This is a genomic window from Testudinibacter crocodili (assembly GCF_006228025.1).
Taxonomy (GTDB): domain Bacteria; phylum Pseudomonadota; class Gammaproteobacteria; order Enterobacterales; family Pasteurellaceae; genus Chelonobacter.
The window spans coordinates 1-24,450 of the sequence record NZ_VDHF01000032.1; the positions used below are offsets into that span (position 1 = coordinate 1).

At 46.2% G+C, this 24,450-nt stretch carries 22 protein-coding genes; 12 read left to right on the forward strand and 10 right to left on the reverse strand.

Annotated features, from left to right (window positions below):
- The 3 genes from FHQ23_RS03420 to FHQ23_RS03430 form a co-directional block, all read right to left on the reverse strand.
- Positions 1-439 (reverse strand): MgtC/SapB family protein (locus FHQ23_RS03420; RefSeq protein ID WP_139613053.1); only part of this gene is annotated, 439 nt, incomplete at its 3' end.
- A 27-nt stretch (positions 440-466) separates the two neighbouring features.
- Positions 467-1,678, reverse strand: coding sequence for an MFS transporter (locus FHQ23_RS03425; RefSeq protein ID WP_139613054.1), 1,212 nt, complete (start codon positions 1,676-1,678; stop codon positions 467-469).
- A gap of 11 nt (positions 1,679-1,689) precedes the next feature.
- On the reverse strand, positions 1,690-2,511 hold the full coding sequence (locus FHQ23_RS03430) for an MBL fold metallo-hydrolase (protein ID WP_139613055.1): 822 nt from the start codon (positions 2,509-2,511) through the stop codon (positions 1,690-1,692).
- A 253-nt stretch (positions 2,512-2,764) separates the two neighbouring features.
- On the opposite strand from FHQ23_RS03430, the gene FHQ23_RS03435 reads away from it, so the two are divergent.
- The 3 genes from FHQ23_RS03435 (at position 2,765) to galM (ending at position 6,151) form a co-directional block, all read left to right on the forward strand.
- Positions 2,765-3,817, forward strand: coding sequence for a UDP-glucose--hexose-1-phosphate uridylyltransferase (locus tag FHQ23_RS03435; RefSeq protein WP_139613056.1), 1,053 nt, complete (start codon positions 2,765-2,767; stop codon positions 3,815-3,817).
- Positions 3,818-3,935: 118 nt separating this feature from the next.
- Positions 3,936-5,105 (forward strand): galactokinase, encoded by a 1,170-nt coding sequence (galK, locus tag FHQ23_RS03440; protein ID WP_139613075.1) that lies wholly within the window; start codon positions 3,936-3,938, stop codon positions 5,103-5,105.
- Positions 5,102-6,151 (forward strand): galactose-1-epimerase, encoded by a 1,050-nt coding sequence (gene galM, locus FHQ23_RS03445; protein WP_139613057.1) that lies wholly within the window; start codon positions 5,102-5,104, stop codon positions 6,149-6,151. The genes galK and galM overlap by 4 nt, the downstream gene beginning before the upstream one ends.
- Positions 6,152-6,324: 173 nt before the next feature.
- On the opposite strand, the gene FHQ23_RS03450 is transcribed toward galM, so the two are convergent.
- The 3 genes from FHQ23_RS03450 to FHQ23_RS03460 are packed head-to-tail and all read right to left on the reverse strand — an operon-like array spanning position 6,325 to position 7,001.
- On the reverse strand, positions 6,325-6,519 hold the full coding sequence (locus tag FHQ23_RS03450) for a hypothetical protein (protein ID WP_139613058.1): 195 nt from the start codon (positions 6,517-6,519) through the stop codon (positions 6,325-6,327).
- Position 6,520: 1 nt separating this feature from the next.
- Positions 6,521-6,796, reverse strand: coding sequence for a type II toxin-antitoxin system RelE family toxin (locus FHQ23_RS03455; RefSeq protein ID WP_139613059.1), 276 nt, complete (start codon positions 6,794-6,796; stop codon positions 6,521-6,523).
- The gene (locus tag FHQ23_RS03460; protein ID WP_139613060.1) at positions 6,786-7,001 is read right to left on the reverse strand and encodes a hypothetical protein; all 216 of its coding nucleotides are present in this window, start codon (positions 6,999-7,001) and stop codon (positions 6,786-6,788) included. The genes FHQ23_RS03455 and FHQ23_RS03460 overlap by 11 nt, the downstream gene beginning before the upstream one ends.
- A 334-nt stretch (positions 7,002-7,335) precedes the next feature.
- On the opposite strand from FHQ23_RS03460, the gene FHQ23_RS03465 reads away from it, so the two are divergent.
- The 5 genes from FHQ23_RS03465 to recD all read left to right on the forward strand — a co-directional run bounded on the left by FHQ23_RS03465 (position 7,336) and on the right by recD (position 15,152).
- Positions 7,336-7,515, forward strand: a complete 180-nt coding sequence (locus FHQ23_RS03465) for a hypothetical protein (protein ID WP_132967191.1) — start codon at positions 7,336-7,338, stop codon at positions 7,513-7,515.
- 191 nt (positions 7,516-7,706) lie between these two features.
- Positions 7,707-9,029 (forward strand): NCS2 family permease, encoded by a 1,323-nt coding sequence (locus tag FHQ23_RS03470; RefSeq protein WP_139613061.1) that lies wholly within the window; start codon positions 7,707-7,709, stop codon positions 9,027-9,029.
- Positions 9,030-9,049: 20 nt separating this feature from the next.
- Positions 9,050-9,406, forward strand: coding sequence for a DsrE/DsrF/TusD sulfur relay family protein (locus tag FHQ23_RS03475; RefSeq protein ID WP_139613062.1), 357 nt, complete (start codon positions 9,050-9,052; stop codon positions 9,404-9,406).
- A gap of 8 nt (positions 9,407-9,414) precedes the next feature.
- Entirely contained in the window at positions 9,415-13,164 is a 3,750-nt protein-coding gene (recB, locus tag FHQ23_RS03480) for an exodeoxyribonuclease V subunit beta (RefSeq protein ID WP_139613063.1), read from the forward strand.
- Entirely contained in the window at positions 13,161-15,152 is a 1,992-nt protein-coding gene (recD, locus tag FHQ23_RS03485; protein WP_267963609.1) for an exodeoxyribonuclease V subunit alpha, read from the forward strand. Before recB ends, recD begins: the two co-directional genes overlap by 4 nt.
- Here recD and FHQ23_RS03490 read toward each other — a convergent pair.
- From FHQ23_RS03490 to FHQ23_RS03505, 4 genes are all read right to left on the reverse strand, one after another.
- Positions 15,142-16,392 (reverse strand): multifunctional CCA addition/repair protein, encoded by a 1,251-nt coding sequence (locus tag FHQ23_RS03490; protein ID WP_139613065.1) that lies wholly within the window; start codon positions 16,390-16,392, stop codon positions 15,142-15,144. The two genes, recD and FHQ23_RS03490, sit on opposite strands and share 11 nt — an antisense overlap.
- A gap of 11 nt (positions 16,393-16,403) precedes the next feature.
- Positions 16,404-17,018: a TIGR04211 family SH3 domain-containing protein gene (locus tag FHQ23_RS03495; protein ID WP_139613066.1), complete on the reverse strand. Its 615-nt coding sequence runs from the start codon at positions 17,016-17,018 to the stop codon at positions 16,404-16,406.
- Positions 17,019-17,142: 124 nt separating this feature from the next.
- Positions 17,143-18,405 carry an inorganic phosphate transporter gene (locus FHQ23_RS03500; protein ID WP_139611297.1) on the reverse strand — a complete coding sequence of 421 codons (1,263 nt, stop codon included), beginning with the start codon at positions 18,403-18,405 and terminating at the stop codon, positions 17,143-17,145.
- A gap of 33 nt (positions 18,406-18,438) precedes the next feature.
- Positions 18,439-19,119 carry a TIGR00153 family protein gene (locus FHQ23_RS03505; protein ID WP_139613067.1) on the reverse strand — a complete coding sequence of 227 codons (681 nt, stop codon included), beginning with the start codon at positions 19,117-19,119 and terminating at the stop codon, positions 18,439-18,441.
- 174 nt (positions 19,120-19,293) lie between these two features.
- Here FHQ23_RS03505 and FHQ23_RS03510 point away from each other — a divergent pair, with 174 nt between their 5' ends.
- The 4 genes from FHQ23_RS03510 to tsaB are packed head-to-tail and all read left to right on the forward strand — an operon-like array spanning position 19,294 to position 24,450.
- Positions 19,294-20,364 carry a CYTH domain-containing protein gene (locus FHQ23_RS03510; RefSeq protein WP_139613068.1) on the forward strand — a complete coding sequence of 357 codons (1,071 nt, stop codon included), beginning with the start codon at positions 19,294-19,296 and terminating at the stop codon, positions 20,362-20,364.
- A gap of 6 nt (positions 20,365-20,370) precedes the next feature.
- Entirely contained in the window at positions 20,371-21,744 is a 1,374-nt protein-coding gene (radA, locus tag FHQ23_RS03515; RefSeq protein ID WP_139608415.1) for a DNA repair protein RadA, read from the forward strand.
- An 18-nt stretch (positions 21,745-21,762) separates the two neighbouring features.
- Positions 21,763-23,682 carry a DNA repair helicase YoaA gene (yoaA, locus tag FHQ23_RS03520; protein ID WP_139613069.1) on the forward strand — a complete coding sequence of 640 codons (1,920 nt, stop codon included), beginning with the start codon at positions 21,763-21,765 and terminating at the stop codon, positions 23,680-23,682.
- A gap of 21 nt (positions 23,683-23,703) precedes the next feature.
- Positions 23,704-24,450, forward strand: a complete 747-nt coding sequence (tsaB, locus tag FHQ23_RS03525; RefSeq protein WP_139613070.1) for a tRNA (adenosine(37)-N6)-threonylcarbamoyltransferase complex dimerization subunit type 1 TsaB — start codon at positions 23,704-23,706, stop codon at positions 24,448-24,450.

Sequence of the window (24,450 nt, forward strand, 5' to 3'; positions counted from 1 at the left end):
TTAAAGTAATAATAATGATGATAGCAACAGTAATTGCATCGCCGTAGAAGCCAGCTCCAACGGTGATACCTATGCCAGCAGCGCTCCAGATCATTGCTGCAGTAGTGATCCCGGATATCATATCATTATTTTTATGTAAAATAACACCTGTTCCTATGAACCCTATGCCACTAATAACTTGGGCGGCTAATCTCATTGGATCAGTTCTAATATTACTTGATAATGCGGCATAATATTCAGCCGCATGAATTGAAACAACTGTTAAAATACAGGTCGTTACAGCGATAATTATACAGGTTTTGATACCGACCGGTTTTCTTTTAACTTCTCTTTCCAAACCAATTATTCCACCTAAAAAGCAGGTAAGTAGAAGTTTAAACATCACAATAAAATTAAATGTGCTGCCCAATAATATAAGCTGGGTTTTTATTTCGTTCATATCAATTCCTGTATAATTCTGATTACTCTATTTATTTTCTGCAACAAATACATCAGTATCTTTGAAAAAGATCCAAAATATAATACCAACCACCAAAGCAATAATTGCAGGATAAATCCAGAATTCAGCCCACTGACTTCCGGCTTCAGGCATACTGCTTTCTGTAACAACACGATTGTTAATTGCTCCGATTAGCGAGGATGCCATGAAGACACCGAAACCATTCGAAACAATAAAACGTAATCCTTGAGCTTGCGCTTTAATACTGCTGTCTGCTTTAGCATTCACATAAACATCACCGGCGGTGAAGAAAAAGTCCCAACATACACCTTGTAACAATAGTCCAATAAGGATATAAATAAAGTAGTCTTCGCTGGTAGAGGCATGTGAGAAGATAAACATGCGAATCACCCAACCGATAATTCCTAATGTAATAACGGCTTTAAAACCATATTTTTTCAGCATGGTTACCAGTAATACCATAAAAACTACTTCTGTAATCACAGCTATTTGCATCATATTAGCTGAATTTAAATCCATTACTTTTAAATAAACAGGAATATAAGCACTATAAGCTGTTTTCGTAATCATTAAAATAAATGTTGCAAGCATAAATATGCTAAAGTATCTATCTTTAAATAAAGAGAGAGCATCTAGGCATAGAATAGTTCTTAAGTTAAGTTTTGCTCCTTTGGTTGCCGGAGGAGTATGAGGGAGTGTAAAACAATATAGACCACAAACAATGGATGCAATAGCAGCAATTTTAAATACGATAATATTATCAAAAATTTCATAGTATCCCATAATCAAACCAATAACGATAAATCCAATATTGCCGAATACCCGAATGTAAGGGAATAATTTTTGATCTGAAATATGGTGAAATGCAATGCTGTTAGAAAGTGCGGTAGTTGGATAGTATAATAGACCCACTACAAAAATGAGAGCGAGAAATGCATTTACATTACCTGCCAGAATATAATTTGGTAATAACAATAGTACGGCACCGTTTAAAATATGTAAAATTGAGATCACTTTTTGTGAAGGGAAAAAACGGTCGGCAATCATACCAATAAATAATGGTGAAATAATCGTTGCCAATCCTAAAAGTGAATAAGTCGAGCCGATTATACCTTTCATGCTATAAGTCGCCAGCACCGCACCAATAGTCATATTCCATGCACCTTGTACAAAATATTGCATGAACATCATTGTTAGTAAACGAGGAATTTTAAACATATTCTGAGCTCCTAAATAGAAAGGTTTAATCCATCATAAGCAACATGGATGTCGTGTTCGGCAAAAATATGGCTTAATTCTTGGTGATTAAAGCCACAACTATGAGAAATATGAGAAATATAAATCTGAGTATGTAGAGCAAGGTTACCGTTTTCTGAAAATACTTTTTTCATATTGATGACAGTTTCAATGCTCATATGATTATTGGTAAATTGGTTTTGATGATAGCCATAAGTACATTCCAAAACGATTAAATCTAATTTCTTACCTTTTAACCAATTCCAAGTGAGATCAGAATAAAATCCGGAGTCATGTCCGTATAAAATAGTTTTTTCATCTTTTTCAATCAGATAAATATAGCATAACTCCCAGCGGGCATGGTTTGCGATAAGGGGAGTAATCGATACGCCAGAGCTGGTTTTGACAGTAATAAAAGGAATCAGAATGGATAAATTAAAACGTTCTGGCGTAACATCTTCTATCGCATTGCGACATCCCGTAATTGCTTTATCACTTCCATAGATAAATAAAGGGTGCTCTACATTAAAAGCAAAATTTTCTACACGGTTATGTAGCTCCCCTGTGTTGAAATGATCCGGATGGGTGTGTGTAATTAATAAATCTTTAATTCGAGTGACATCAATCTGATGCAGTTTAGCTTGATAGAAAAAATCCGGAGCAATATCAATTTGAATTTCATCATTGATAAGGGCGGAAGAGCGAGTTCGGACATCATGCCCACCTTGAGTCCTGACATTTTCACACAATTCACACTTGCAATAAGGATTGGGAATGCCTTCTGAAGCTCCTGTTCCAAGAAAAAGTAAATTCATCGCAAAACTCCTGTTAGTCAGTTTAGAGAAAAAAAATTGAATCGTTTCAATTTATTTTATATTAGGCCTTATCTTGAAACGTTTCAAAAATTTATTTTTAATTTTGTGATTAAGATCAAAGTTAGATTAACTGCTGCAATAAATTTTTTAAAAACATGTGATCTAATTAACAGTTTATTACTAAAGTTATTGTTATATTGTTCAATGAAAACGCTTACATGAAATTTAAACCTTAAATTTAAAGGAAATTTAAATGACTGAGATAACTTTTGACGTATCCGAACACCCGCATCGACGCTATAACCCTTTGAAAGATGAGTGGATATTGGTTTCTCCACACCGTGCGAAACGTCCTTGGAGCGGGCAGAGTGAAAAGGCTGCTACGGCGCAGCTCCCCGATTATGATGAAAACTGTTTCTTATGCCCTGGCAACAAGCGGATTTCGGGAGAAGTGAATCCAGACTATCAAGGTACTTATGTCTTTGCTAATGATTTTGCGGCATTAATGCCGGACAGCCCAGAGGCACCGCCGAGTGATAACCCGTTGTTTCAGGTGATGGGTGTGCGTGGTTTGAGCCGTGTGATCTGTTTTTCGCCGGATCACAGCAAAACCTTGCCGGAGTTGAGTGTCAGCCAACTGCGCGAGGTGATCGAGACTTGGAATCAGCAGATAGAGGAGTTGGGTAAAACTTATCTTTGGGTGCAGGCGTTTGAAAATAAAGGTGAAGTTATGGGCTGTTCACAGCCTCACCCACACGGACAAATCTGGGCAAACAGTTTCTTGCCCAATGAAGTTGCAGCCAAAGAGCGTAATTTGCTGAACTATTATCAACAACATGGCAGTAATTTACTACTGGATTATGTCAATGCCGAACTGAAAGATGGCAGTCGCACCGTGGTGGAAACTGAACATTGGCTAGCGGTGGTGCCATATTGGGCGGCTTGGCCGTTTGAAACGCTGCTCCTGCCGAAAAGTGCGGTGAAACGCATGAATGAATTAACCGCAACGCAGCGTGATGATTTGGCACTGGCGCTTAAATTGTTGACTACGCGCTACGATAATCTGTTTGAATGTGCTTTTCCGTATTCGATGGGCTGGCACTATGCGCCATTTTTCAAAGACGACCGCACTTTGGATCATTGGCAACTGCACGCAGTGTTCTACCCGCCGTTATTACGTTCCGCGACAATTCGAAAATTTATGGTCGGCTACGAAATGTTGGCAGAAGCACAGCGTGATCTCACCCCTGAGCAAGCTGCGGCACGTTTGGCGCAATTGAGTGATATTCACTATAAAGCCAAATAAAGCTAACAATAGCGCCAAAAACAAAAGCGCCACAAACAAAAGCGCCACAAACAAAAGCAAATACACCTGATAATGATAACCTTAATGACAGTATGAGGATAACAAAATGACAGCACAATTGACACCACAACAGCAAGCTCAGAAAGCCTTTATCGATCAATTTGAATATCAACCACAAGTGCTGGTTTATGCGCCCGGTCGTGTGAATGTTATCGGCGAACATACCGATTATAACGACGGTTTCGTGATGCCATGTGCCATTGATTATGGCACGGCAATCAGCGGCGCGAAACGAGAGGACAGTATATTTCGGGTTTATGCCGCCGATTTACAACAATGGGATGAATTTGATTTGAGCCAGCCGATTGAACCGCACTTTGATGCCGCCGGAGACTACAAATGGACCGGTTATGTGCGTGGCGTGGTCAAATATATTCAAGAAAAATGCCCGGATTTCAAAATCGGTGCCGATCTGGCGATCAGCGGTAATGTTCCGCTCTCTTCCGGTTTAAGTTCTTCCGCTGCGCTGGAAGTGGCAACTGGAAAATTCTGTCAAATTGTCGGCGATTTGGAGTTAACTCAGGTTGAAATCGCCTTGATCGGGCAACAAGCCGAGAATCGCTTTGTCGGTTGTCAATGCGGCAACATGGATCAATTGATCTCGGCATTGGGGCAGCAAGATCATCTGCTGAAAATTGACTGTCGCAGTTTGGAAACGGAAGCAGTGCCGGTGCCGCAAGGCGTTGCCGTGATGATCGTCAACTCTAATGTGAAACACGATTTGGTTGCAGGAGAATACAACAGCTGTCGTCAACAGTGCGAACAAGCCGCCGAATTTTTCGGGGTGAAAGCGCTGCGTGATGTGTCAATTGCTCAATTTGAACTGCATGAAGCCGAGTTAACCGCACTTGACCCGATTGTCGCCAAGCGCGCCAGACATGTCATCACCGAAAATCAGCGAGTGTTAGATGCCGTGGTGGCACTGAAGCAAGGAGATTTGCAACAATTGGGCGTGTTGATGGGGCAATCTCACGTTTCAATGAAAGACGATTTTGAAATCACAGTGCCGGAAGTGGACTATCTGGTGGAGCTGGCACAACAAGTGATTGGCAACAGTGGCGGGGCACGCATGACCGGTGGCGGTTTTGGGGGCTGTATTGTGGCGCTGGCGCCGCAAGATAAGATCGAAGCCGTGCGTAAAAATATTGCTGAGCATTATGAAAAACGCACCGGTTTAAAAGAGACCTTTTATGTGTGCCATGCCTCAGCCGGAGTGAGCGTGCTATGATAACCGTCTCTGAATGTGAAATTGCCGCCGACGGCAAGCCGTTTAAACTGGTTACCTTGCAAAACAGCAACGGGATGCAGATTCGCTTAACTGACTGGGGCGCCACGTGGCTCTCTTGCCAAGTGCCGATCCAACAACAACTACGTGAGGTGGTTTTAGGCTGTAGCACCGTGGCACTGCATGTAGTGCAGGGCGCTTATCTGGGTGCCAGCGTCGGGCGGTTTGCCAACCGGATTGCCAATGCCGAATTCAGCTTGCACGGCAACCACTATAAACTGGATGCCAACCAACAAGGCAAACACCAGTTGCATGGCGGCAGTGTCGGATTTGCGCAACAACGTTGGACAATCAGCGATCAGCAAGCGCACAGCGTGCAATTCAGCCTGTTTTCAGGCGATGGTGATCAAGGTTTTCCGGGCAATTTGGAAACCAAAGTGCGGTTCAGCTTGCGTGAAGACAATGCGGTTGTGGTTGAATATAGCGCTTTAAGCGATCAAGACACACCGCTCAATTTAACCAACCATGCCTATTTTAATTTAGACGGCGAAAGTGCCGAGCAAACCGCACTGCAACATCGCTTAAAAATCAATGCTGCGTATTATTTGCCGGTTGACGCTGAAGGCATTCCGAAAGAACCGTTAAAACCCGTGGCAAACAGCGGCTTCGATTTCCGCCAAAGTAAGCCGATCGCACAGGACTTCTTGCATGATGCCGATCAAAAAATTGTTGCTGGTTACGATCACGCCTTTTTGCTCGACTGCCCAAGCCTCGGTGAGCAACCGCAAATCGAACTCAGCGCTAGCAATGGCGACCTGACACTACAGATTTTCACCGATCAAGCGGCGGTGCAGGTTTACAGCGGCAACTTCCTCGCCGACACCCCAAACCGCACTGGCGGTGTTTACGTCAACCATGCCGGCATCGCCCTCGAAACCCAAGCCCTCCCCGACACCCCAAACCACCCGGAATGGTTTAAATATGGCGGCATTAGCAACGCTGGCGAACGATACCACAAAACCACGGTATTTTGCTTTAAAGCCAATTAAGCCGCAACCGCACTTTGCAATTAACATGTAAAGTGCGGTTTTTGGTTATCGTATGGGCTCGATATTGATTTATGCGACTTTGACAAGAGAAAAGGCAATAAAAAAACTTCAGTGATTGGTGTCTTATAGGTATAGTAGACAAAATTAGCCACCATTTTGTCTACTATGCCAAATTAGTTGTCTGTGTGATTTTTTAGAGTTGCTTCTAGCCCGCCGGGCTTTTCCTCCTCTTCCCAAATCATCGCTTCAAATAATGCTTTGATGACATGGTCTGAATATTTTAAGTGGCTAATTCCCATACGAATTTTTGTATCGTCAATCTTAGCCTGAAGCTCAGGTGAGATTTCAACTTCAACTGTATTACGCACGTTAATCATCTCCTTTTATAAACTTGTTACGGTGTCCGACTTCTGCTATGGTCACGGTAACTATACCGTCATCGATGTGCGCTAATATCCTGTAATCGCCTACTCGGTAAGACCATTTATCTCTTAAACCGCCTTTCAGTGCTTTGCCATACACTCTAGGGTCTTCACATCCATTGATATTATCAAAAAGAAAGGCGAGGATTCTCTCGCCTTGAGTTCTATCTATCTTTTTAAGGTCTTTTTTAAAAGCGTCAGATATAACCAGCCTATATGTCATAACCCTCAGCCCTCATTAATTCGGCGAACTCCTCGGCGGTATATGTTTTTTCCTTACCGCTACGTACCCGTGCCATAACTTCGTCTATACGCTGGGCTGCTAAACGATCTTGCTCCCGTTCAGCGAGCTCATCTAACATATTTTCTAATATGCGATTTTTTGAAAGAAGCGCATGTTCCGTAGCTAATGATAGTTGCATAATCATAATTCTTTCTCCTCTAGCAGTTATGTACATATAATGCCCTCTTTCGGGGGCGTTGGTCAAGATTGGATAGTCGGGTTGATGCGTATATTAACAAACAGAAAATGCTAACGAGCATGAAACAGAAACGATCTTCCAGCATAAAAATTATAAACAAAGATCAACAGATCCTTGTTTCGTTTGAAAAAAGGAAGTTCACAGCGGCGACAGGAGTAATAATTCAAATATAAGTCCTACCTAAAAAAGATTAGTTTTAGCTCGACATTGACAAACCGCACTTTTTGCCTAGAATAAGCGTCGATCAAGTGATCGATTTATAAACAACAAAGGAAAAATAATGAAAAAGAAAAAGCAAGCCGCCGTCGCTGCGGTCAACAATTTTGTGGCGAAGAATATGGCGAAATTTACCCGTCATCAGATTCACGAAAAAAGCTATAAAGCGAGCCGTAAGTTGAATAAACAAAACCTGAAAAGAGAAAACCTCGATTCAGGTTTTGGCTTTTATGGGCTGGCGTAATTTGTTCTGACCGCACTTTCGATTTTACTCTCGTTTCCTGCCAAAAACACATCGCAGCCGGTATTGGTTTTTGTTACTATACTGACGAAAAGCCGTCCGCAACACAATATATTCTGTCGTTCTGATTTTGAGTTCAGCTTTTCACCTTTTGATTTTTCTTATTTTTATTGATGAATAAACGGGAACTGACTATGCAAAATCAAGGCTTTCTGCAACGTTTTTTTAAACTGGAACAGCACGGTACCACGGTGAAAACCGAAATTATTGCCGGGATCACGACCTTTCTGACCATGGTGTATATTGTGTTCGTCAATCCGTCGATCTTGGGCGTGGCGGGCATGGATAGCCAAAGCGTGTTTATCACCACGGCATTGATTGCTGCTTTTGGCAGTATTTTCATGGGGTTATTTGCCAATTTGCCGGTGGCACTTGCCCCAGCCATGGGCTTGAATGCCTTTTTTGCTTATACTGTGGTGTCTAAACTAGGTCTGTCGTGGCAGGTGGGAATGGGCACGATTTTTTGGGGGGCAGTGGGGCTGTTTTTATTGACGTTGTTCCAAGTGCGGTATTGGTTGATCGCCAGCATTCCAACCAGTTTGCGCGTGGGGATCACCGCGGGTATCGGCTTGTTTATTGCGTTAATGGGCTTTCAAAATTCCGGTATCGTGGTTGCCAGCCCGGCAACGCTGGTCACCTTGGGCAACTTGTACTCTTCGCAAGTGCTGCTCGCTATTCTTGGTTTCTTTATCATTGTGATTTTGGCATCGCGCAATATCCATGCTGCCGTGCTGGTGTCGATTGCGGTGGTGACCGCACTTTCACTGTTGCTCGGCAATGTGGAGTATAACGGGGTGTTCTCAATGCCGCCCAACGTTTCCAATGTAGTTGGACAAGTGGATTTGTCCGGGGCGTTGGACGTGGCATTATTGGGGATTATCTTCTCGTTTATGTTGGTCAACCTGTTCGATTCGTCAGGCACGTTGTTGGGCGTGACCGAAAAAGCCGGTTTGGCCGATGAGCAAGGGCGTTTCCCGAAAATGAAACAGGCGCTGTTGGTAGACAGCATCAGCTCGGTCAGTGGCGCTTATATCGGCACATCGTCAGTCACGGCGTATATCGAAAGCAGCTCTGGCGTGTCGGTCGGCGGACGCACCGGTTTAACCGCAGTAGTCACCGGTATTTTGTTTCTGTTAGTGATTTTCCTATCGCCACTGGCCGGATTGGTGCCCCTGTACGCCACCGCAGGTGCGTTGATTTATGTCGGGATTTTGATGTCGTCCAGTTTGATTAAAGTGCGCTGGGACGACTTGACCGAAGCCACACCGGCGTTTATCACCGCCGCTTTAATGCCGTTCACCTATTCGATCACCGAAGGGATCGCCTTTGGTTTCATCAGCTACTGTGTGATGAAAGTGTGCACCGGCAAGGTAAAAGCGGTTTCGATTCCGGTGTGGGTGGTGTCGATACTGTTTTTGGTGAAAATTATCTTTATTGATAAAGGGATTATGCACTAACCTGACAGGAGAAATGACAAATGCAGAAGGTTTTATTGGTGGTTAACAGCGCGCCTTACGGCAATGAAAGTTGTTTTAATGCGCTACGTCTGGCGTTAATGCTGTTGGAACAACATCAGCATGAGGTAGAACTTAAACTGTTTTTGATGTCCGATGCAGTGGTGGCTGGCTTGCAAGGGCAGACGCCGAATGAGGGGTACAATCTGCAACAAGCGTTGGAAATTATTACCGCTTTCGGTGCAGTGGTGAAACTGTGTAAAACCTGCGCCAATGCACGCGGAATTACTGCGCTGCCTTTGGTTGACGGGGTGGAGATCGGCACGTTGGCAGAGCTGGCCGATTGGACATTGAAGGCTGATAAAGTGTTGAGTTTCTAGCGAATGTTATGCAAAAACTGAATCCGATTACACACCCTTTAAGCGGGGTTTCGTTGATCGAAGCCTCCGCCGGCACCGGAAAAACCTATACTATGGTGGCGCTGTATCTGCGCCTGCTGTTGAATATTGGAGAAAACGGTTTAGGGCGGGCGCTAACGGTGGAACAGATTTTGGTGATGACTTTCACCAAAGCTGCCACCCAAGAGTTGAAAGAGCGGATCCGCAGCCGGATTGTCGAATTGAAAGCCTTGTTACAGCAGGCCTTATTACAACAGGTGCTGCAATCACCGACAGCAACCTTTGGCAGTTCGGATCCTTTTTTGCATGCACTTTATCTTGCACTAAAACACGACTTGCCGACGGCAATTCTACGCCTAGAAACGGCGCAGCAGGATATGGATACTGCAGCGATTTTTACCATTCATGGTTTTTGCCAACGAATGCTGACTCGCCATGCGTTTCACTCCGGTATTGCTTTTGATCCGGAAATGGTTGAGCAGCAGGACAAGTTATTACTGCAACTGTGCCGAGAATATTGGCGTGAGCAGTTTTATCCACAAAATTTGGCGATCAGCCGCTTTATTGATTACAGCCTGCAATCGCCGCAAGCGGTGCTTGACTTGATCAAGCCTGCATTGGACGGCGAAATGCCACAAGTGCGGTTTGCGCAAACCAATTCTTCACAAACGGATATTAACAGTTTTCTACAGCAGGATGTTTCTGATTATTTATCAAAAATTCAATCAATTAAGCAACAATGGTTAGCCGATAGTGATGAGATTTGTGCTTTATTTCTGGCAGAGATAAACCGCAAAAAAGATAAGCGTTTAGACGGCAGAAGCTATCAACAACGTTATATTGTGCCGGCTATTGATGAGATTAACACATGGGCAGCCAGTGATGCGTTGGCGCTAAATGAGAAATTAGTTAAGTATTTTTCGCAAACCAATTTGGATCAAAAAACCAAGGGTGAAGAGAAAATTACACATCCGTTGTTTGCGGCAATCGATCAAATTGCACCCTTGGGTTTTTATCAACGCATATTGCTGTGGCACTATATTAAAGGCGTGCGTGCCAAACTTGCCGAATATAAGGCCGGGCATAAGCAGATGAGTTTTGGTGATTTGCTCAGCCGTTTGAAAACCGCACTTTACGCTCAAGGTGGAAACGAACTGGCACAGTTGATCCGCCGACAATTTCCGTTTGCGATGGTGGACGAATTTCAGGATACCGATGCGGAGCAATACCAAATCTTTAAACGGTTATATCTTGATCAAGCCGATACCGGTGGCGGTGGCATGATTATGATCGGCGATCCGAAACAGTCGATTTATGCTTTTCGTAACGCTGATATTTTTACCTATCTGAGTGCGGCACAAACGGTGTCGAATCGCTTTACCTTAGATACCAACTGGCGTTCGACCCCAGCGCTGATTGGGGCGCTGAATACGTTGTTTGCACATAATGCACTGCCGTTTATTTATCCGCAAATTCAATATCAAGCGGTCAATGCGGGTAAGCCGACTCAAGATTTGTTGCTCAACGGCGTGCTGCAAAAGCCACTCAATTTTATGCTGAGTTCTAACGACAATACAGACGACATGGCACAGGCGTGTGCGATTTCGGTGCAACAGTGGCTGAAAGCCATTGAGCAGGGTCAGTGTTTGCTGGGCGGAGAAAATGGTTTGGCAGCAAAAGATTTTGCCGTGTTGGTGCGCAATAAAACCGAAGCGGATAAGATCAAATCGGCGTTGGCGCTGCTGGGGATTCGTAGCGTGTATCTGTCGGATCGCAGCTCGGTGCTAAACAGTGAATGGGCGCAGGTATTACGTTATTTATTAACTGCATGCCTGAATCCGCATCGTGAGCAAGCGGTGATGACGGTGTTAGCGAGCCGGTTGTTCGGTATGAACGCCGCTGAGCTATATCATCTGCGCCGAGATGAAAAAAGTTGGGAACAGTGGATCGCACAGTTTTTAAACTACCAATCTATTTGGCAAACGCAAGGCGTGCTGCCGATGATTCATCGCTTGTTACAGCAGCAAAATTTACCGCCGAGGCTATTGGCGATGCCTGATGGCGAGCGGGCGATGACCGACATTCTGCATTTGGCGGAGTTTTTGCAGCAAGGCGCTACAGCAAATGAGAACGAGCATGCGTTGTTAAGCTGGTTTGAGCGGCAACTTGACAGTGATGAAGTTGACGCTGAGCAAGTGCGGTTGCGCTTGGAGAGTGAGCGTGATCTGGTCAAGATTGTCACGGTGCATAAATCTAAAGGGCTGGAATATGGTGTCGTGTGGTTGCCGTTCGTCGGGGCAGGCTATAAGCCAAGAGCTGACAATGCAAAGACATTACAGTGCTATCACGACAGTGATAATCAGCTGTGTTGGGATCTGGCGTTAAGCCATCGTGCGGAAACGCTGAAAGAAAAATTGGCAGAAGAGTTACGGCTGTTTTATGTCGCCGCCACTCGCGCCCGTTATCAACTGAATATTGGCTTTGCGGCACAAATGACGACCAAGCATAACTGGAATGCACTGGCGTATTTATTGTCTGAGCGAGCATTCGAGCAGGATGATGAGTTGTCGCTCAAAAATGGCAGTGAATTTATCACCGGTGAGCGACTTGCGCAGCGCTTTGCGGCTGATGATTACACTATTACGGCAATTGAAAGCCTTGAAGCAGAGGCGTGGCGGGCTGCCCCCTTGCCGATTGAGGCGGTGCAAGCGGCTGAATTTAATAGTAAAATCGAAAATAACTGGCGTATCAGCAGTTTTACCGCACTGGTGGCGATGCACCAGCGCAATCAAATGCGCAAAAATCGACTGCTGTCCGAGCTTGAAAAACCGGGCGAACGCTATCAGCAATGGCGTGAAGATGATGACGGTGACGTGTTGAATTACGAGATTATCTTGGGTGAGCAGTTGGCGAATGCAGCGCAGCAAGCGGGCGACAAAGTGGCAAGCATTACGCTGCCGACCTGTTGGCAACGCCAGCCACATACACCGTTCAATTTCCCCAGTGGCAGCTTGGTGGGCAGTGTTCTGCATGATTTTTTACAACATATGGATTTTAGCCGGGAGCCGGATCCGGCCGCAATCAGCGAGCTTTGCCGCAGACTTGAATTAGACGACACTTGGCTTGAGCCGTTAGTGCAGTGGTTGTGGCTGATTGGTCAAACGCCACTATCAGCGCCAGAGCCGACAGAATCAGCGACAGAAGAGCGGCAAGTGCGGTTGCAGGGCTTGTTGCCACAGGATTGTTTAAAAGAGCTGGCGTTTTTGATCAGTGTACAAAAACCACTGCGATCCGCTAAGCTCAACCGTTTATTACAACAGTATCCGCCGCTATGTCGGCAAATAAATCAACAAATACAGCAGCCGGTTGATTTTGATCTGGATTATTTCAAAGGGATGTTGCGTGGCTTTATCGATTTGGTGTGTCGGATTGACGGAAAATACTATCTGATCGATTACAAATCCAACCGACTAGGCGATAATTATGTTGCTTATCTGCCACCGATTCTCAATCGGGTGATGGCCTATCACCACTATGATTTGCAATATTTGATTTACACCTTGGCGCTGCACCGTTATTTGCGGCAACGTGATGCAAACTATGATTATCAACGGGATTTTGGCGGTGTTTATTACCTGTTTTTGCGCGGCTTGAATGGCGAAAACGCACAAACCGGAGTCTATTTCGATAAACCGGATTGGCGCTTGATTGACGGATTGGACAATTTATTGGCGGAATGATGCTGACGATTTTACAACAACTGCAACAGGCTGGTGCAATCAGCCGTTTGGATTACCAATTTGCCCGGTTGATTGCGGAAAAACAGCAGCCGTATGCCTATCCGCAGCCAATTGCCGACCTTGCGATTTTGTTGGCGGCACTGTCCAGTTATCACAGCCAAAACGGCAGCACTTGCCTCAGCCCGACTGATTTTGAGCATGGCGATTTCTTTGATTTGGCAATGCAAGCTGAATTACGACCGCTGTTGCAACAGATTCAACTGCGTTTGAACGGCATTGCACCAAACCAGTGGCAATATTTATTGCAAGAACAACAGCATATCGCTTTTGGCGACCAATTTGAGCCGGCTCGTCCGCTGTTGTGGTTAAACGGTCTGTTGTATTTATACCGCAATGGCGTTGACGAACAGCAAGTTGCGCAACAGTTATCGCGGCGCTCGTCACAAGCTGTCACCTTATTTGAGTTGCCCCAGTTGGCGGAATTTCTAGCGCAACTGTTTCCGGCAACAGATTCGCAGATTGACTGGCAAAAAATTGCAGTTGCCACCGCACTTCGACATAATTTCAGTGTGATCTCCGGGGGCCCGGGTACCGGTAAAACCCGTACTGTGTGCAGCTTATTGTTGACCTTGCAATGGCAACAGCAGCAATGGCAGGCAGAACCGCTCAGTATTGCCTTGGTGGCGCCGACCGGCAAAGCTGCGGCTCGTTTGAGCGAATCAATTGGCAACAGTTTGGCGCAACTGCCGTCGACTATCGATCATCAACTCAAACAGCAGATTCCGTTGCAGGCACAAACATTGCACCGCCTATTGGGAATTCAATCGGATCGGCGGCAAGCCCGCTATCATCAAGCTAGTCCACTGCCGTTTGATCTGCTGCTGCTGGACGAAGCTTCGATGATTGACTTGAATCTGTTTACCCAATTGCTGAATGCACTAGCGCCGCATACTCGCTTGATTCTGCTGGGTGATAAGGATCAATTGGCATCGGTGGAAAGCGGAGCCGTGATGGCACAGTTGTGTCAATTTTTGCCACAGGGCTACAGTCGACAACATTGTGCTTATCTGGAACAAGTGACCGGGCAAAATTTAGACACAATTCAACATGAATCGGTTGAGCATGGCCATCCGATTCGTGATTGCCTCTGTTTTCTGCGTAAAAGTTATCGCTTTGATCAAAACTCAGGCATTAAAGTGTTGGCGGAAAGTGTCAATTTAGGGCGTTTCGACAGTTGGCAATGGTTTGCCCAGAAAAGTGATTTAACTTGCTATCCTTATCCGCTTGAGCAGCCTGCCAATACAGTTGAAAACCGCACTTTCAACCCGACACTCAATGCGCTTGAGCTGATTTTAAAGCATGCGGTCAATTGGTACGCCGACTATCTGCAAGCAGTGCATCAATTTGATGATTTCAGCCATGAATCGCTTAAAACAGTTTTTACTGCCTTTAATAAAGTGCGGTTGCTGAGCGGTTTGCGTAGTGGTGAATTTGGGGTGGAGCAGTTGAATATGGCACTCAGTGAGCGCTTGCGGCAGAAAGGATTGTTGAATTTTCGCCAGCGTCATGAAGGTTACCACGGCAAACCGATTATGGTGCTGCAAAACGACAATGCCGTGGCGCTGTATAACGGCGATATCGGTCTGTTTTTGACCGACAAACAAGGCAATAGCCGAGTCTGTTTTGAAGATGGTAAAGGTGGATTTCGTGATGTCTCACCAAGTCGTGTGCCGCCGCACGAAGCCGCATTTGTCATGACCGTACATAAATCCCAAGGTTCGGAATTTGCACATACGGTGCTGATTTTGCCGCTGACTGCCAGCCCGGTGCTCAGCCGTGAATTGCTCTATACCGCAATCACCCGTGCCAAAACCCATTTCAGCCTGTTTGCGACACAACGGGTATGGCAAAGTGCGGTACAGAAACCGATTTTAAGACGCAGCGGCTTGTATGGATTGCTGAATTTAATGAGCAGCCCTAATGCTTAGCGGCAATCGCTTTTATTCTTTGCAAGGTCAATTGTTCGCGAATTTGCTGTTTTTGATAGCCGGCGGCGATGATCGCCTGCACATCAACGGCAACCGCACGTTGATAAAATTGCCGAGCCAGATGCGCTTGTGGATAATCGCTGTGTTCAAAGCCCAAGCGCCCGCGCGTATCTGCCAGACAGACGGTTAAAAGCGCGTTCAGGTTTTGTGGTTTACGCCACACATCTAAACTGTCAAATAAGCGTACAATGGTAGAGGGTTTCAACACTTGAATGCGGTGAATATGGCTGTGATAGCGACAGCATAACACCGCAAGCTGTTGGTAATGATTCGGCACTTTCAAACGGTGGCACAATTCGATTGTCGGTGCCACGCCCAGTTGTTCATGTCCGTAGTGGTGTGGATAGTTTTCCGCCGGTGTACGGGCTTTGCCCAAATCGTGGCACAAAGCAGCAAAACGAATTATCGCGGCATCGGCTTGATCGGCAGTCAATTTCGCCGCTTGCTCCAGCACCATCAAGGTGTGGATGCCGCTGTCGATTTCCGGATGATGTTGTGGCGGATTTGGCACTCCGAATAAGGCATCCACTTCAGGAAACAATCGTGCCAATGCGCCGCAGTCACGCAGGCTTTGAAAATAGACCTGTGGCGAGGCAGTTTTTAACGCTTTTTCGGTTTCCAACCAAACCCTTTCTGAGGTCAGATGATCCAACTCACCACTTTGAGTGATCTGCTGCATCAATTGCAGGGTTTCAGCAGCAATCTTAAAACCCAAATGGGCAAAACGTGCATGAAAACGGGCAACACGCAGCACTCTGAGTGGATCTTCAGCAAACGCAGCGGAAACATGACGCAAAGTGCGGTTTTGCAAATCTTGAATACCATGATAGGGATCGATTAATTCACCGTCGAGGCGTTGTGCAATCGCATTGATGGTTAAATCACGGCGTAGCAGATCTTGTTCCAAATTGATGTCTGGGGTGAAATCAACGGAGAACCCCTGATAGCCGTGACCGCACTTGCGTTCAGTCCGTGCCAGGGCGTACTCTTCTTGGGTATCGGGATGCAGAAACACCGGAAAATCTTGCCCGACTTGGCGATAACCTTGTTTCAGCATTTGTTGCGGTGTTGAACCGACCACCACCCAGTCACGATCTTTTATCTCAAGCCCCAGCAGTTGATCGCGCACTGCACCACCGACCAGATAGATTTCAAGTTGCGATTGCGGAGTCTTCATCATCGTAGAATAAATTATGACCAACCGTCACGGCGACGACGACGAGGTATAATATTCGGCAGAATTAAGCCAAGTAGCAAGCCGACCAACATCACCGAGCCGCCATAGATAAACCAACGGATAATAATCTCTTGTTTTTCGGCGCTGAGCAGTGCTTCATATTCTCTATTTTTATTGCTGCTGATGTCTAACTGGCGTTTTAGCTGGCTGTTTTGTTCCAACAGTTGACTGCTTTGGCTTTCGGCTTGGCGGCTGCGGCGCTGCATTTCAGAAACGCGCTGCTGCCACTCTTCATCAATGCGGTTCAATTTTAGCGTCAGCTCTTGAATTTGGTTTTTTAGCGTCGGGATCAATTCTTTACTGCTGGCTTCGCTGCTCAGTTCGCTGGTGAGAATCCAAGCTTCGCGGTTACGACTGTCACGAATTTGGCTATATTTATCTTTTTGGCTGAGTACCGTCACTTTTTCACCGGATTTAATCGAACCGGCAATCCGATAATCATCGCCGGCGCCACGGCGTAAATAGGTACTGAGATCTTCGGTGACATAGCGAACTTCTGCGGCGGCGACACTTGGTGCCGCAAGGGTGACAAAGCTTGCAACAAAGACAGTTTTAAGAAATTTTTTCATGTGATTACCAATTAATTGCGCTGTTTTCAATTTTTAAGCATTCAATGCAATGGGCGGATATAAAATCCGCCCTGCTTCTACGATTTTATCTTTATGGTTAAATAAAAGAGATTAACCCAAAAGACTAAAGAAAAATGGCGTGTAAAATATAGTAGAAGATAATAGCAAAAATGGCACCGGCCGGTAAAGTCACAACCCATGAGGCAAAAATATTGCGGATAACATTGAGGTTAAGCGCTGCGATACCGCGTGCAAATCCAACGCCGAGCACCGCACCGACCAAGGTTTGGGTGGTGGAAATCGGCAAACCGGTACCGGAGGCGATAACGACGGTGATTGCAGTGGCAAATTCAGCAGAGAAGCCACGGCTTGGGGTCAAATCGGTGATACCACCGCCGATGGTGCCCATGACTTTATAACCCATCACCGCCAAACCGATAACAATCCCGGTTGCACCGAGTGGCAGAATCCACCATGCCAGTGCGGTTTTGCTGGCGATTACACCGCCATTATCAACGATAGAAACGACTGCAGACAGTGGACCGATGGCATTGGCGACATCGTTTGAACCGTGAGCAAAGGCCATGGAACAAGCGGTGAGTAACATTAAAATACTGAATACTTTTTCAACGCCACCGAAGGCGCCGCCTTGTACTCGATTTTTAAAGGATTCACTGCGGAAATAGTAATGGCAGAAGATGATTGAGATAATACTGATAGCTAAGGAGATGAAAAAGGTTTGCATTGTGCTGAGGTGTAGTCCGACGTGTTTCAGACCTTTGGTCATAGTGACAATGCAGATGATGAAGCTAGTCAATCCCATATAGAACGGACCGTATTTTTGCGCATTCTCCATCGGAGTTTCAGTATCAAAAATCAGGCGCTGAGTGCTGACAAAAATCGTATAAGCGACCAAACCAGAGATGATCGGCGTGATAAACCAACTACCGACAATGCCTTTAACTGAGCCCCAATCTACCGTATGCGGACCAACCGTCACACAGGCAAAGCCGATAATTGCCCCGATAATCGAATGGGTAGTTGAAACCGGCCAGCCCATATAAGACGCGATCAGAAGCCAGGCACCGGCGGAAAACAGTGACGACATCATTCCCAGAATCAATACTTCAGGTACTGCTGCAAATAAGCTGGGATCGATGATACCGCTCTTGATGGTTTCGGTGACTTCGCCACCAGCCAGATAGGCACCGGCAAATTCAAAGACCATGGCGATCAAAATCGCTTGTTTAACAGTGATAGTACCGGAGCCGACGGACGTTCCCATCGCATTGGAAACATCATTGGCGCCGATTCCGAAAGCCATTAAAAGTCCGGCGATCGCCGTGATAATCACTACAGTGTGACCATATTGTGCGATAAATTCCATATAATATCCTCGTTATTATTGTTTGGGATATGCTTAAGAGCGAGCCAACATTAATTCGATACGTGAACCGACCCGTTGCGCCTGATCGGCAAGCACACCGATCCATTCGAGGATTTTATACAGAAAAATCACATCGACCGGCTTGTACTGGTCTTCGATTTCCAATAATTGGCGGCGCAATAAAATTTGTTGATGATCGGTATCATCTTCGATTGCATCCAACTCATTAATCATTTTATTGACGAAATTTAATTCACGCCCTTTAAATCCGGTTTCCAAGAGCTCATCCATCTCTTGAATCACCCGTGTGGCTTGATGTGCTGCGTCTAAACTGCGGTTTAAGTATTCCAAAAAAGCCTGTTGCATCGGTTGCGGAATACAAAGGTGGCGCCCGACTGCCCGACCGGCGATGTCTTTGGCGTAGTTTGCCAGTTTATCTTGCTGAGTGACCAGTTCTAATAGATCGGTGCGATCAAGTGGCATAAATAGCCCGCGTGGCAATTTCAGTCGGATTTCACGTTTTAAGCTGTCGGCTTCACGTTCGGCTTCGGAGATTTTTTTACGTAGCTCTTCCGCCGATATCCAATCGTTTTCGAATGTTGCCTTAAAAAAAGGTACCAGAATATCACAGCATTCGCTGACTTTATTTGAGTGTTTTTCTAAGGGTTTGAGTGGGGATTGAGCAAACAAGCCCAAGATATTGTTGAGTGGCATAGCATTAGCTCCAATATACGATAAGATAATATAACTCAGGTGATGATTATTGCCGCATAATAACCGAAACTCCGGCATAACTCACGATTTTAATTTGAGAAATAAGCCTTTTTTGCTAAATTGTAATCAAATTGTCATCTTAAACGGATAGTTATAAAACAAGCGGGACGAAATATGAGCGCAGAAATTGAATTAAAGCTGCTGGTTAATCCAGCATTTGCAGCTTTTTTAAGCAAAGAGATGGCGAGTTTTAAGGTGTTATCCCACACCCAACAAGTATTGGGTAATTGTTACTATGATACCGCCGACTCTTTTTTCTCATCACAACGTATGGGATTGCGGGTCAGGACGCTGAATGAACAGTTTATTTTAACCCTGAAAACCGATGGCACCACGATTGGCGGTTTGCACATGCGCCCCGAATACAACTGTGAGTTAGATGACGCCTCACCACGTTTAAACGGTTTGAGCCAATTTGCCGATTTACAGCTCAGTCGACCACTGGAACAACTAGAACAAGACTTGAAACCGATTTTCAGCACGGATTTTTTACGCCAAGCATGGGAAATTGAACTGGGCAATGGCGCAAATATTGAAGTGGCGTTGGATCAAGGCGAAATCGAAGCGCAAGAGCGGTTTGAGCCGATTTATGAAGCTGAGTTTGAACTGAAGCACGGCAGCTTGGATGACCTGTTGACCTTTGTCGAATCCCTCAGCCTGTCGGATGGTATTCGTTTAGGCTCGGTCAGCAAAGCCAAGCGTGGCTATCGCTTGGCAGGAATTGTGCCGCTGCAAACTTTTGAATGGCAGCGCGAGTGGCAGCAATTGCTGTTTGACGTGTCGGCATCAATATCAACATCAGCCACGGCAGTATTGAGCCGACTATTTGCGTATGAACAGCAGTTGACGGAGTACTACGCCGAGTTGTTGAGCACCCCCTTGTCGGCTACGCAACTTGATAGTGCGTTGCAAGCGTTTATGACGTTATATCGCTATTACGATCAACATCAATCACTCCTGTGGCAGGCTTATCAGCAGCAAGTTGGGCAGCGCTTAAAAGTGCGGTTGGACCAAGATTCAATCGAAGAGTTAATTGAATTGAATCAGCGTTTTCTGGCGAAATTAATCGAATTGAACAAGACGTCAGACGATGAAAACCGCACTTTACGTTTGCACGAGTTGTTACACCGAGGTAATGGGGTCAAACGCCAGATTTACCTGATTAAATTGACCTTAAACGGATAATATCACATGGCGAAAACTCCGAAAAAAGCCTATGTTTGCAATGATTGTGGTGCAGATTATGCTCGCTGGCAGGGACAGTGCAGTGCCTGTAAAGCTTGGAATACCATCAGCGAAGTGCGGTTGGTCAGCACCGTCGCTAAAGGCGACCGTTTTAGCGGTTATGCCGGGGAAAGCAACGCGAAAGTGCAGACTTTGTCCGAAATCAGCTTGCAGGAAACACCACGTTTTAGCAGCCGTTTCAGCGAATTGGATCGTGTGCTGGGCGGTGGCATTGTGCCGGGCAGCGCAATTTTGATCGGCGGGCATCCCGGCGCCGGTAAAAGTACTTTATTGCTGCAAGTGATGTGTGGTTTGGCGCAACAGATGCCAACTTTGTATGTTACCGGAGAAGAGTCGTTGCAACAGGTGGCGATGCGTGCCAACCGGTTGGGACTGCCGAGCGATAAATTGCGTATGCTGTCAGAAACTTCCGTTGAGCAGATTTGCAATATTGCCGATCAGGAAAAGCCGAAGGTGATTGTGATTGACTCGATTCAAGTGATGCACTTGGCGGATATTCAATCCTCGCCCGGCAGTGTAGCGCAGGTGCGTGAGTGTGCTTCGTTTTTAACGCGTTATGCCAAAACCAAACAAGTGGCGATTATTATGGTCGGTCATGTCACCAAAGACGGCACGCTTGCCGGCCCGAAAGTGCTAGAACACTGCATCGACTGTTCAATTTTGCTTGAGGGCGAAGCCGATTCACGCTACCGCACTTTACGCAGCCACAAAAACCGTTTCGGAGCGGTCAATGAACTGGGTGTTTTTGCGATGACGGAACAAGGCTTGCGTGAAGTCAAAAATCCGTCAGCGATTTTTTTAAGCCGTGGCGAAGAACAGACTTCCGGCAGCTCGGTGATGGTGTTATGGGAAGGAACACGTCCTTTGCTGGTGGAAATTCAGGCCTTGGTGGATCACTCGATGCTTGCCAATCCGCGGCGGGTTGCAGTTGGGCTAGAACAGAACCGTCTGGCATTGCTGTTGGCAGTGCTGCATCGGCACGGCAATGTGCAGATGTCCGATCAAGATGTGTTTGTCAATGTGGTCGGCGGTGTGAAAGTCGCAGAAACCGGCGCCGATTTGGCGCTGTTGCTGGCGTTGATTTCCAGTTTTCGTAACCGTCCTTTACCACAAGATCTGGTCGTGTTCGGCGAAGTCGGTTTGGCTGGGGAAATTCGCCCGGTTACCAGCGGACAAGAGCGGATCAGCGAAGCCGCAAAACACGGCTTTCGTCGCGCGATTGTTCCGTTTGCCAATAAACCAAAGCACAATATCGAACAAATGCAGGTGTTCACCGTAAAAAAATTAGCAGATGCTTTAGCTGTGCTAGATGATTTTTAGCCGAGTGAAGGATAAGAGATGAAACCCAGTACAAAACTAATATCGGCATTTGCGGTGGACGGTACACTAAGTCGCCATATCAAACAATTTCGCCCGCGCGATGAGCAGTTTGCGATGGCGCAAGCGGTGGAACAGGCGATTGTGCAACAAGGGCAGTTGGTGATAGAAGCGGGCACCGGCACCGGCAAAACTTTTGCTTATCTGGTGCCGGCAATGCTGTCGGGCAAAAAAACCATCATTTCGACCGGCTCAAAAAATCTGCAAGATCAGTTGTTTAATCGTGATTTGCCGACCATTCAAAAAGCCTTGGGTTACAGTGGTAAACTGGCACTGCTTAAAGGGCGTGCCAACTATCTTTGTCTGGAGCGTTTGGATAAATTGATTGCTGAGGGCGTGTTGGGTGATAAATCGGTATTGGCATCGTTAGCAGTAGTACGAAAATGGCAGACTTCGACCGCAAACGGTGATTTAAGCGAGTGTGCCGCATTGCCGGAAGACAGCCCGATTTTACCGCAATTAACCAGCACCAGCGAGAGTTGTTTAGGCAGTGATTGCCCGAATTATACCGATTGTTATGTTTCCAAAGCACGCAAAAAAGCACTGGAAGCGGATTTGGTGGTGGTGAATCATCACCTGTTTTGTGCCGATATGGCGGTGAAAGAAAACGGTTTTGGCGAGCTGATTCCCGAAGCCAAAGTGATTATTTTTGATGAAGCGCACCAATTGCCGGATATTGCCAGCCAATATTTCGGGCAAGCGATCAGTTCACGCCAGTTGTATGATTTATGTCGTGATATAACATTATGTTATCGCACCGAAGTGAAAGATTTGAAGCAATTGGGCACAGCGGCCGATCACCTGCAAAAAATTGTGCAGGATTTTCGCCTGATGATGGGCGAGGGCAACCAACGTGGAAACTTGCGAACCTTCTTTGCTGATCCAAACGTGCAAAGATCGGTACAAAGCTTACAGGAAAATCTGGAATTTGTGCATGATGTGGTCAAATTGGCATTGGGGCGATCGCAAACACTGGACAGTATCTTTGAACGCATTCAAACCATACAGGCGCAGTTTAAGCGGATTTTAGATACCAGCATCACCGGCTATTGTTATTGGTTCGAAACCTTTAACCGCCAGTTTGCGCTGCATTTAACGCCGTTGACGGTGGCAGATAAATTTGGACAGCAGTTGCAAAACCAGCAAGCCGGTTGGATTTTCACCTCAGCAACACTGGAAGTCGGTGGCAATTTCGATTTTTTCTGCGAGCGAATGGGGATTAAAAACAGCCAGCAAAAAGTACTGGCTTCACCGTTTGATTATCCGAAACAATCACTGTTTTGTGTGCCGCGTTTTCTGCCGGGCAGTAATCACAAGCAGACCTTGGGCAGGTTGGGCGAGATGTTGCTGCCGGTGATTGAAGCCAATCAAGGACGCTGTTTCTTGTTGTGTACTTCGTATGTGATGATGCGTGGTCTGGCAGAATACCTGCGCGAACACAGCAGCTTATCGGTGTTGTTGCAAGGGGAAATGGGGAAAGGCAAACTGTTGCAGAAATTTACCGAAGAGAGCCACTCGGTATTGGTGGCAACCTCCAGTTTTTGGGAGGGGGTGGACGTGCGTGGTGATGCGTTGTCGCTGGTGATCATCGACAAACTGCCGTTTGTCTCGCCGGACGAACCGTTGTTGAAAGCTCGGATTGAAGATTGCCGTTTGAAAGGCGGCGATCCATTCAATCAGGTACAGTTGCCGACCGCGGTGATCAGTTTGAAACAAGGTGTTGGGCGCTTGATCCGTGATGTTACCGACCGAGGTGCGGTGATTATTTGTGATTCACGTTTAGTGATGCGTCCGTATGGCGCGACGTTTTTAAAGAGTTTGCCGAATGCCGCACGCACTCGAGATCTGAATCGAGTGATTAAATTTTTACAGCAAGCATAATTTATAAATAGAGTAGCAAAAATGATAAAAACAACGTTATTGGCATTAGACACCGCGACCGAAGCCTGTTCGGTGGCGTTATTGCATAATGGAGAAATATTGGCGAAAGATGAGCTGAGCCCGAAAGCGCACACTCGACGGGTTTTACCAATGATTGACGAAGTGCTGACGCAGGCGGGGATCAGCCTGAAACAGGTTGATGCGCTGGTGTTCGGGCGTGGGCCGGGCAGTTTTACCGGGGTGCGGATCGGCTGTGGGATTGTGCAGGGCTTGGCGCTGGGGGCAGATTTGCCAGTGATTGCCGTGTCAAATTTGAGCGCAATGGCACAGCAGGCTTATCAAACATTAGGCGCAACAACGGTATTGGCGGCGATTGATGCCCGTATGAACGAAGTCTATTTTTCCGCCTTGCGTTATCAACCGCAGTTAATTGATGGCAACGAGTATGCCAATTGGCAGTACATCATTGCAGAACAGGTATTGCCACCACAAGCGGTGTTGCAGCAGTTACAGCAACGGCAACAAATTGAAATATTCCAAGCGCAGCAAAGTGCGGTCTGTGTTGGCAGCGGTTGGGCGGCGTATCCACAATTTGAGCAATCTCACATTTTGTTAAAAAAATGTGAGATTTTATTGCCATCAGCCCGCTATATGCTACCGTTGGCACAATTAAATTGGCAGCAGCAACGTTATAGTAATGCACTGGAGATTGAACCGGTCTATCTACGCAACCAAGTCACATGGAAAAAGTTGCCGGGTCGAGAATAG

Coding starts and splice junctions, on each gene's coding strand:
- FHQ23_RS03425 (WP_139613054.1), bottom strand. CDS start 1,678: ATGTTTAAAATTCCTCGTTTACTAACAATGATGTTCATGCAATATTTT.
- FHQ23_RS03430 (WP_139613055.1), bottom strand. CDS start 2,511: ATGAATTTACTTTTTCTTGGAACAGGAGCTTCAGAAGGCATTCCCAAT.
- FHQ23_RS03435 (WP_139613056.1), top strand. CDS start 2,765: ATGACTGAGATAACTTTTGACGTATCCGAACACCCGCATCGACGCTAT.
- galM (WP_139613057.1), top strand. CDS start 5,102: ATGATAACCGTCTCTGAATGTGAAATTGCCGCCGACGGCAAGCCGTTT.
- FHQ23_RS03455 (WP_139613059.1), bottom strand. CDS start 6,796: ATGACATATAGGCTGGTTATATCTGACGCTTTTAAAAAAGACCTTAAA.
- FHQ23_RS03460 (WP_139613060.1), bottom strand. CDS start 7,001: ATGATTATGCAACTATCATTAGCTACGGAACATGCGCTTCTTTCAAAA.
- FHQ23_RS03465 (WP_132967191.1), top strand. CDS start 7,336: ATGAAAAAGAAAAAGCAAGCCGCCGTCGCTGCGGTCAACAATTTTGTG.
- FHQ23_RS03470 (WP_139613061.1), top strand. CDS start 7,707: ATGCAAAATCAAGGCTTTCTGCAACGTTTTTTTAAACTGGAACAGCAC.
- FHQ23_RS03475 (WP_139613062.1), top strand. CDS start 9,050: ATGCAGAAGGTTTTATTGGTGGTTAACAGCGCGCCTTACGGCAATGAA.
- recB (WP_139613063.1), top strand. CDS start 9,415: ATGCAAAAACTGAATCCGATTACACACCCTTTAAGCGGGGTTTCGTTG.
- recD (WP_267963609.1), top strand. CDS start 13,161: ATGATGCTGACGATTTTACAACAACTGCAACAGGCTGGTGCAATCAGC.
- FHQ23_RS03490 (WP_139613065.1), bottom strand. CDS start 16,392: ATGATGAAGACTCCGCAATCGCAACTTGAAATCTATCTGGTCGGTGGT.
- FHQ23_RS03495 (WP_139613066.1), bottom strand. CDS start 17,018: ATGAAAAAATTTCTTAAAACTGTCTTTGTTGCAAGCTTTGTCACCCTT.
- FHQ23_RS03500 (WP_139611297.1), bottom strand. CDS start 18,405: ATGGAATTTATCGCACAATATGGTCACACTGTAGTGATTATCACGGCG.
- FHQ23_RS03505 (WP_139613067.1), bottom strand. CDS start 19,119: ATGCCACTCAACAATATCTTGGGCTTGTTTGCTCAATCCCCACTCAAA.
- FHQ23_RS03510 (WP_139613068.1), top strand. CDS start 19,294: ATGAGCGCAGAAATTGAATTAAAGCTGCTGGTTAATCCAGCATTTGCA.
- radA (WP_139608415.1), top strand. CDS start 20,371: ATGGCGAAAACTCCGAAAAAAGCCTATGTTTGCAATGATTGTGGTGCA.
- yoaA (WP_139613069.1), top strand. CDS start 21,763: ATGAAACCCAGTACAAAACTAATATCGGCATTTGCGGTGGACGGTACA.
- tsaB (WP_139613070.1), top strand. CDS start 23,704: ATGATAAAAACAACGTTATTGGCATTAGACACCGCGACCGAAGCCTGT.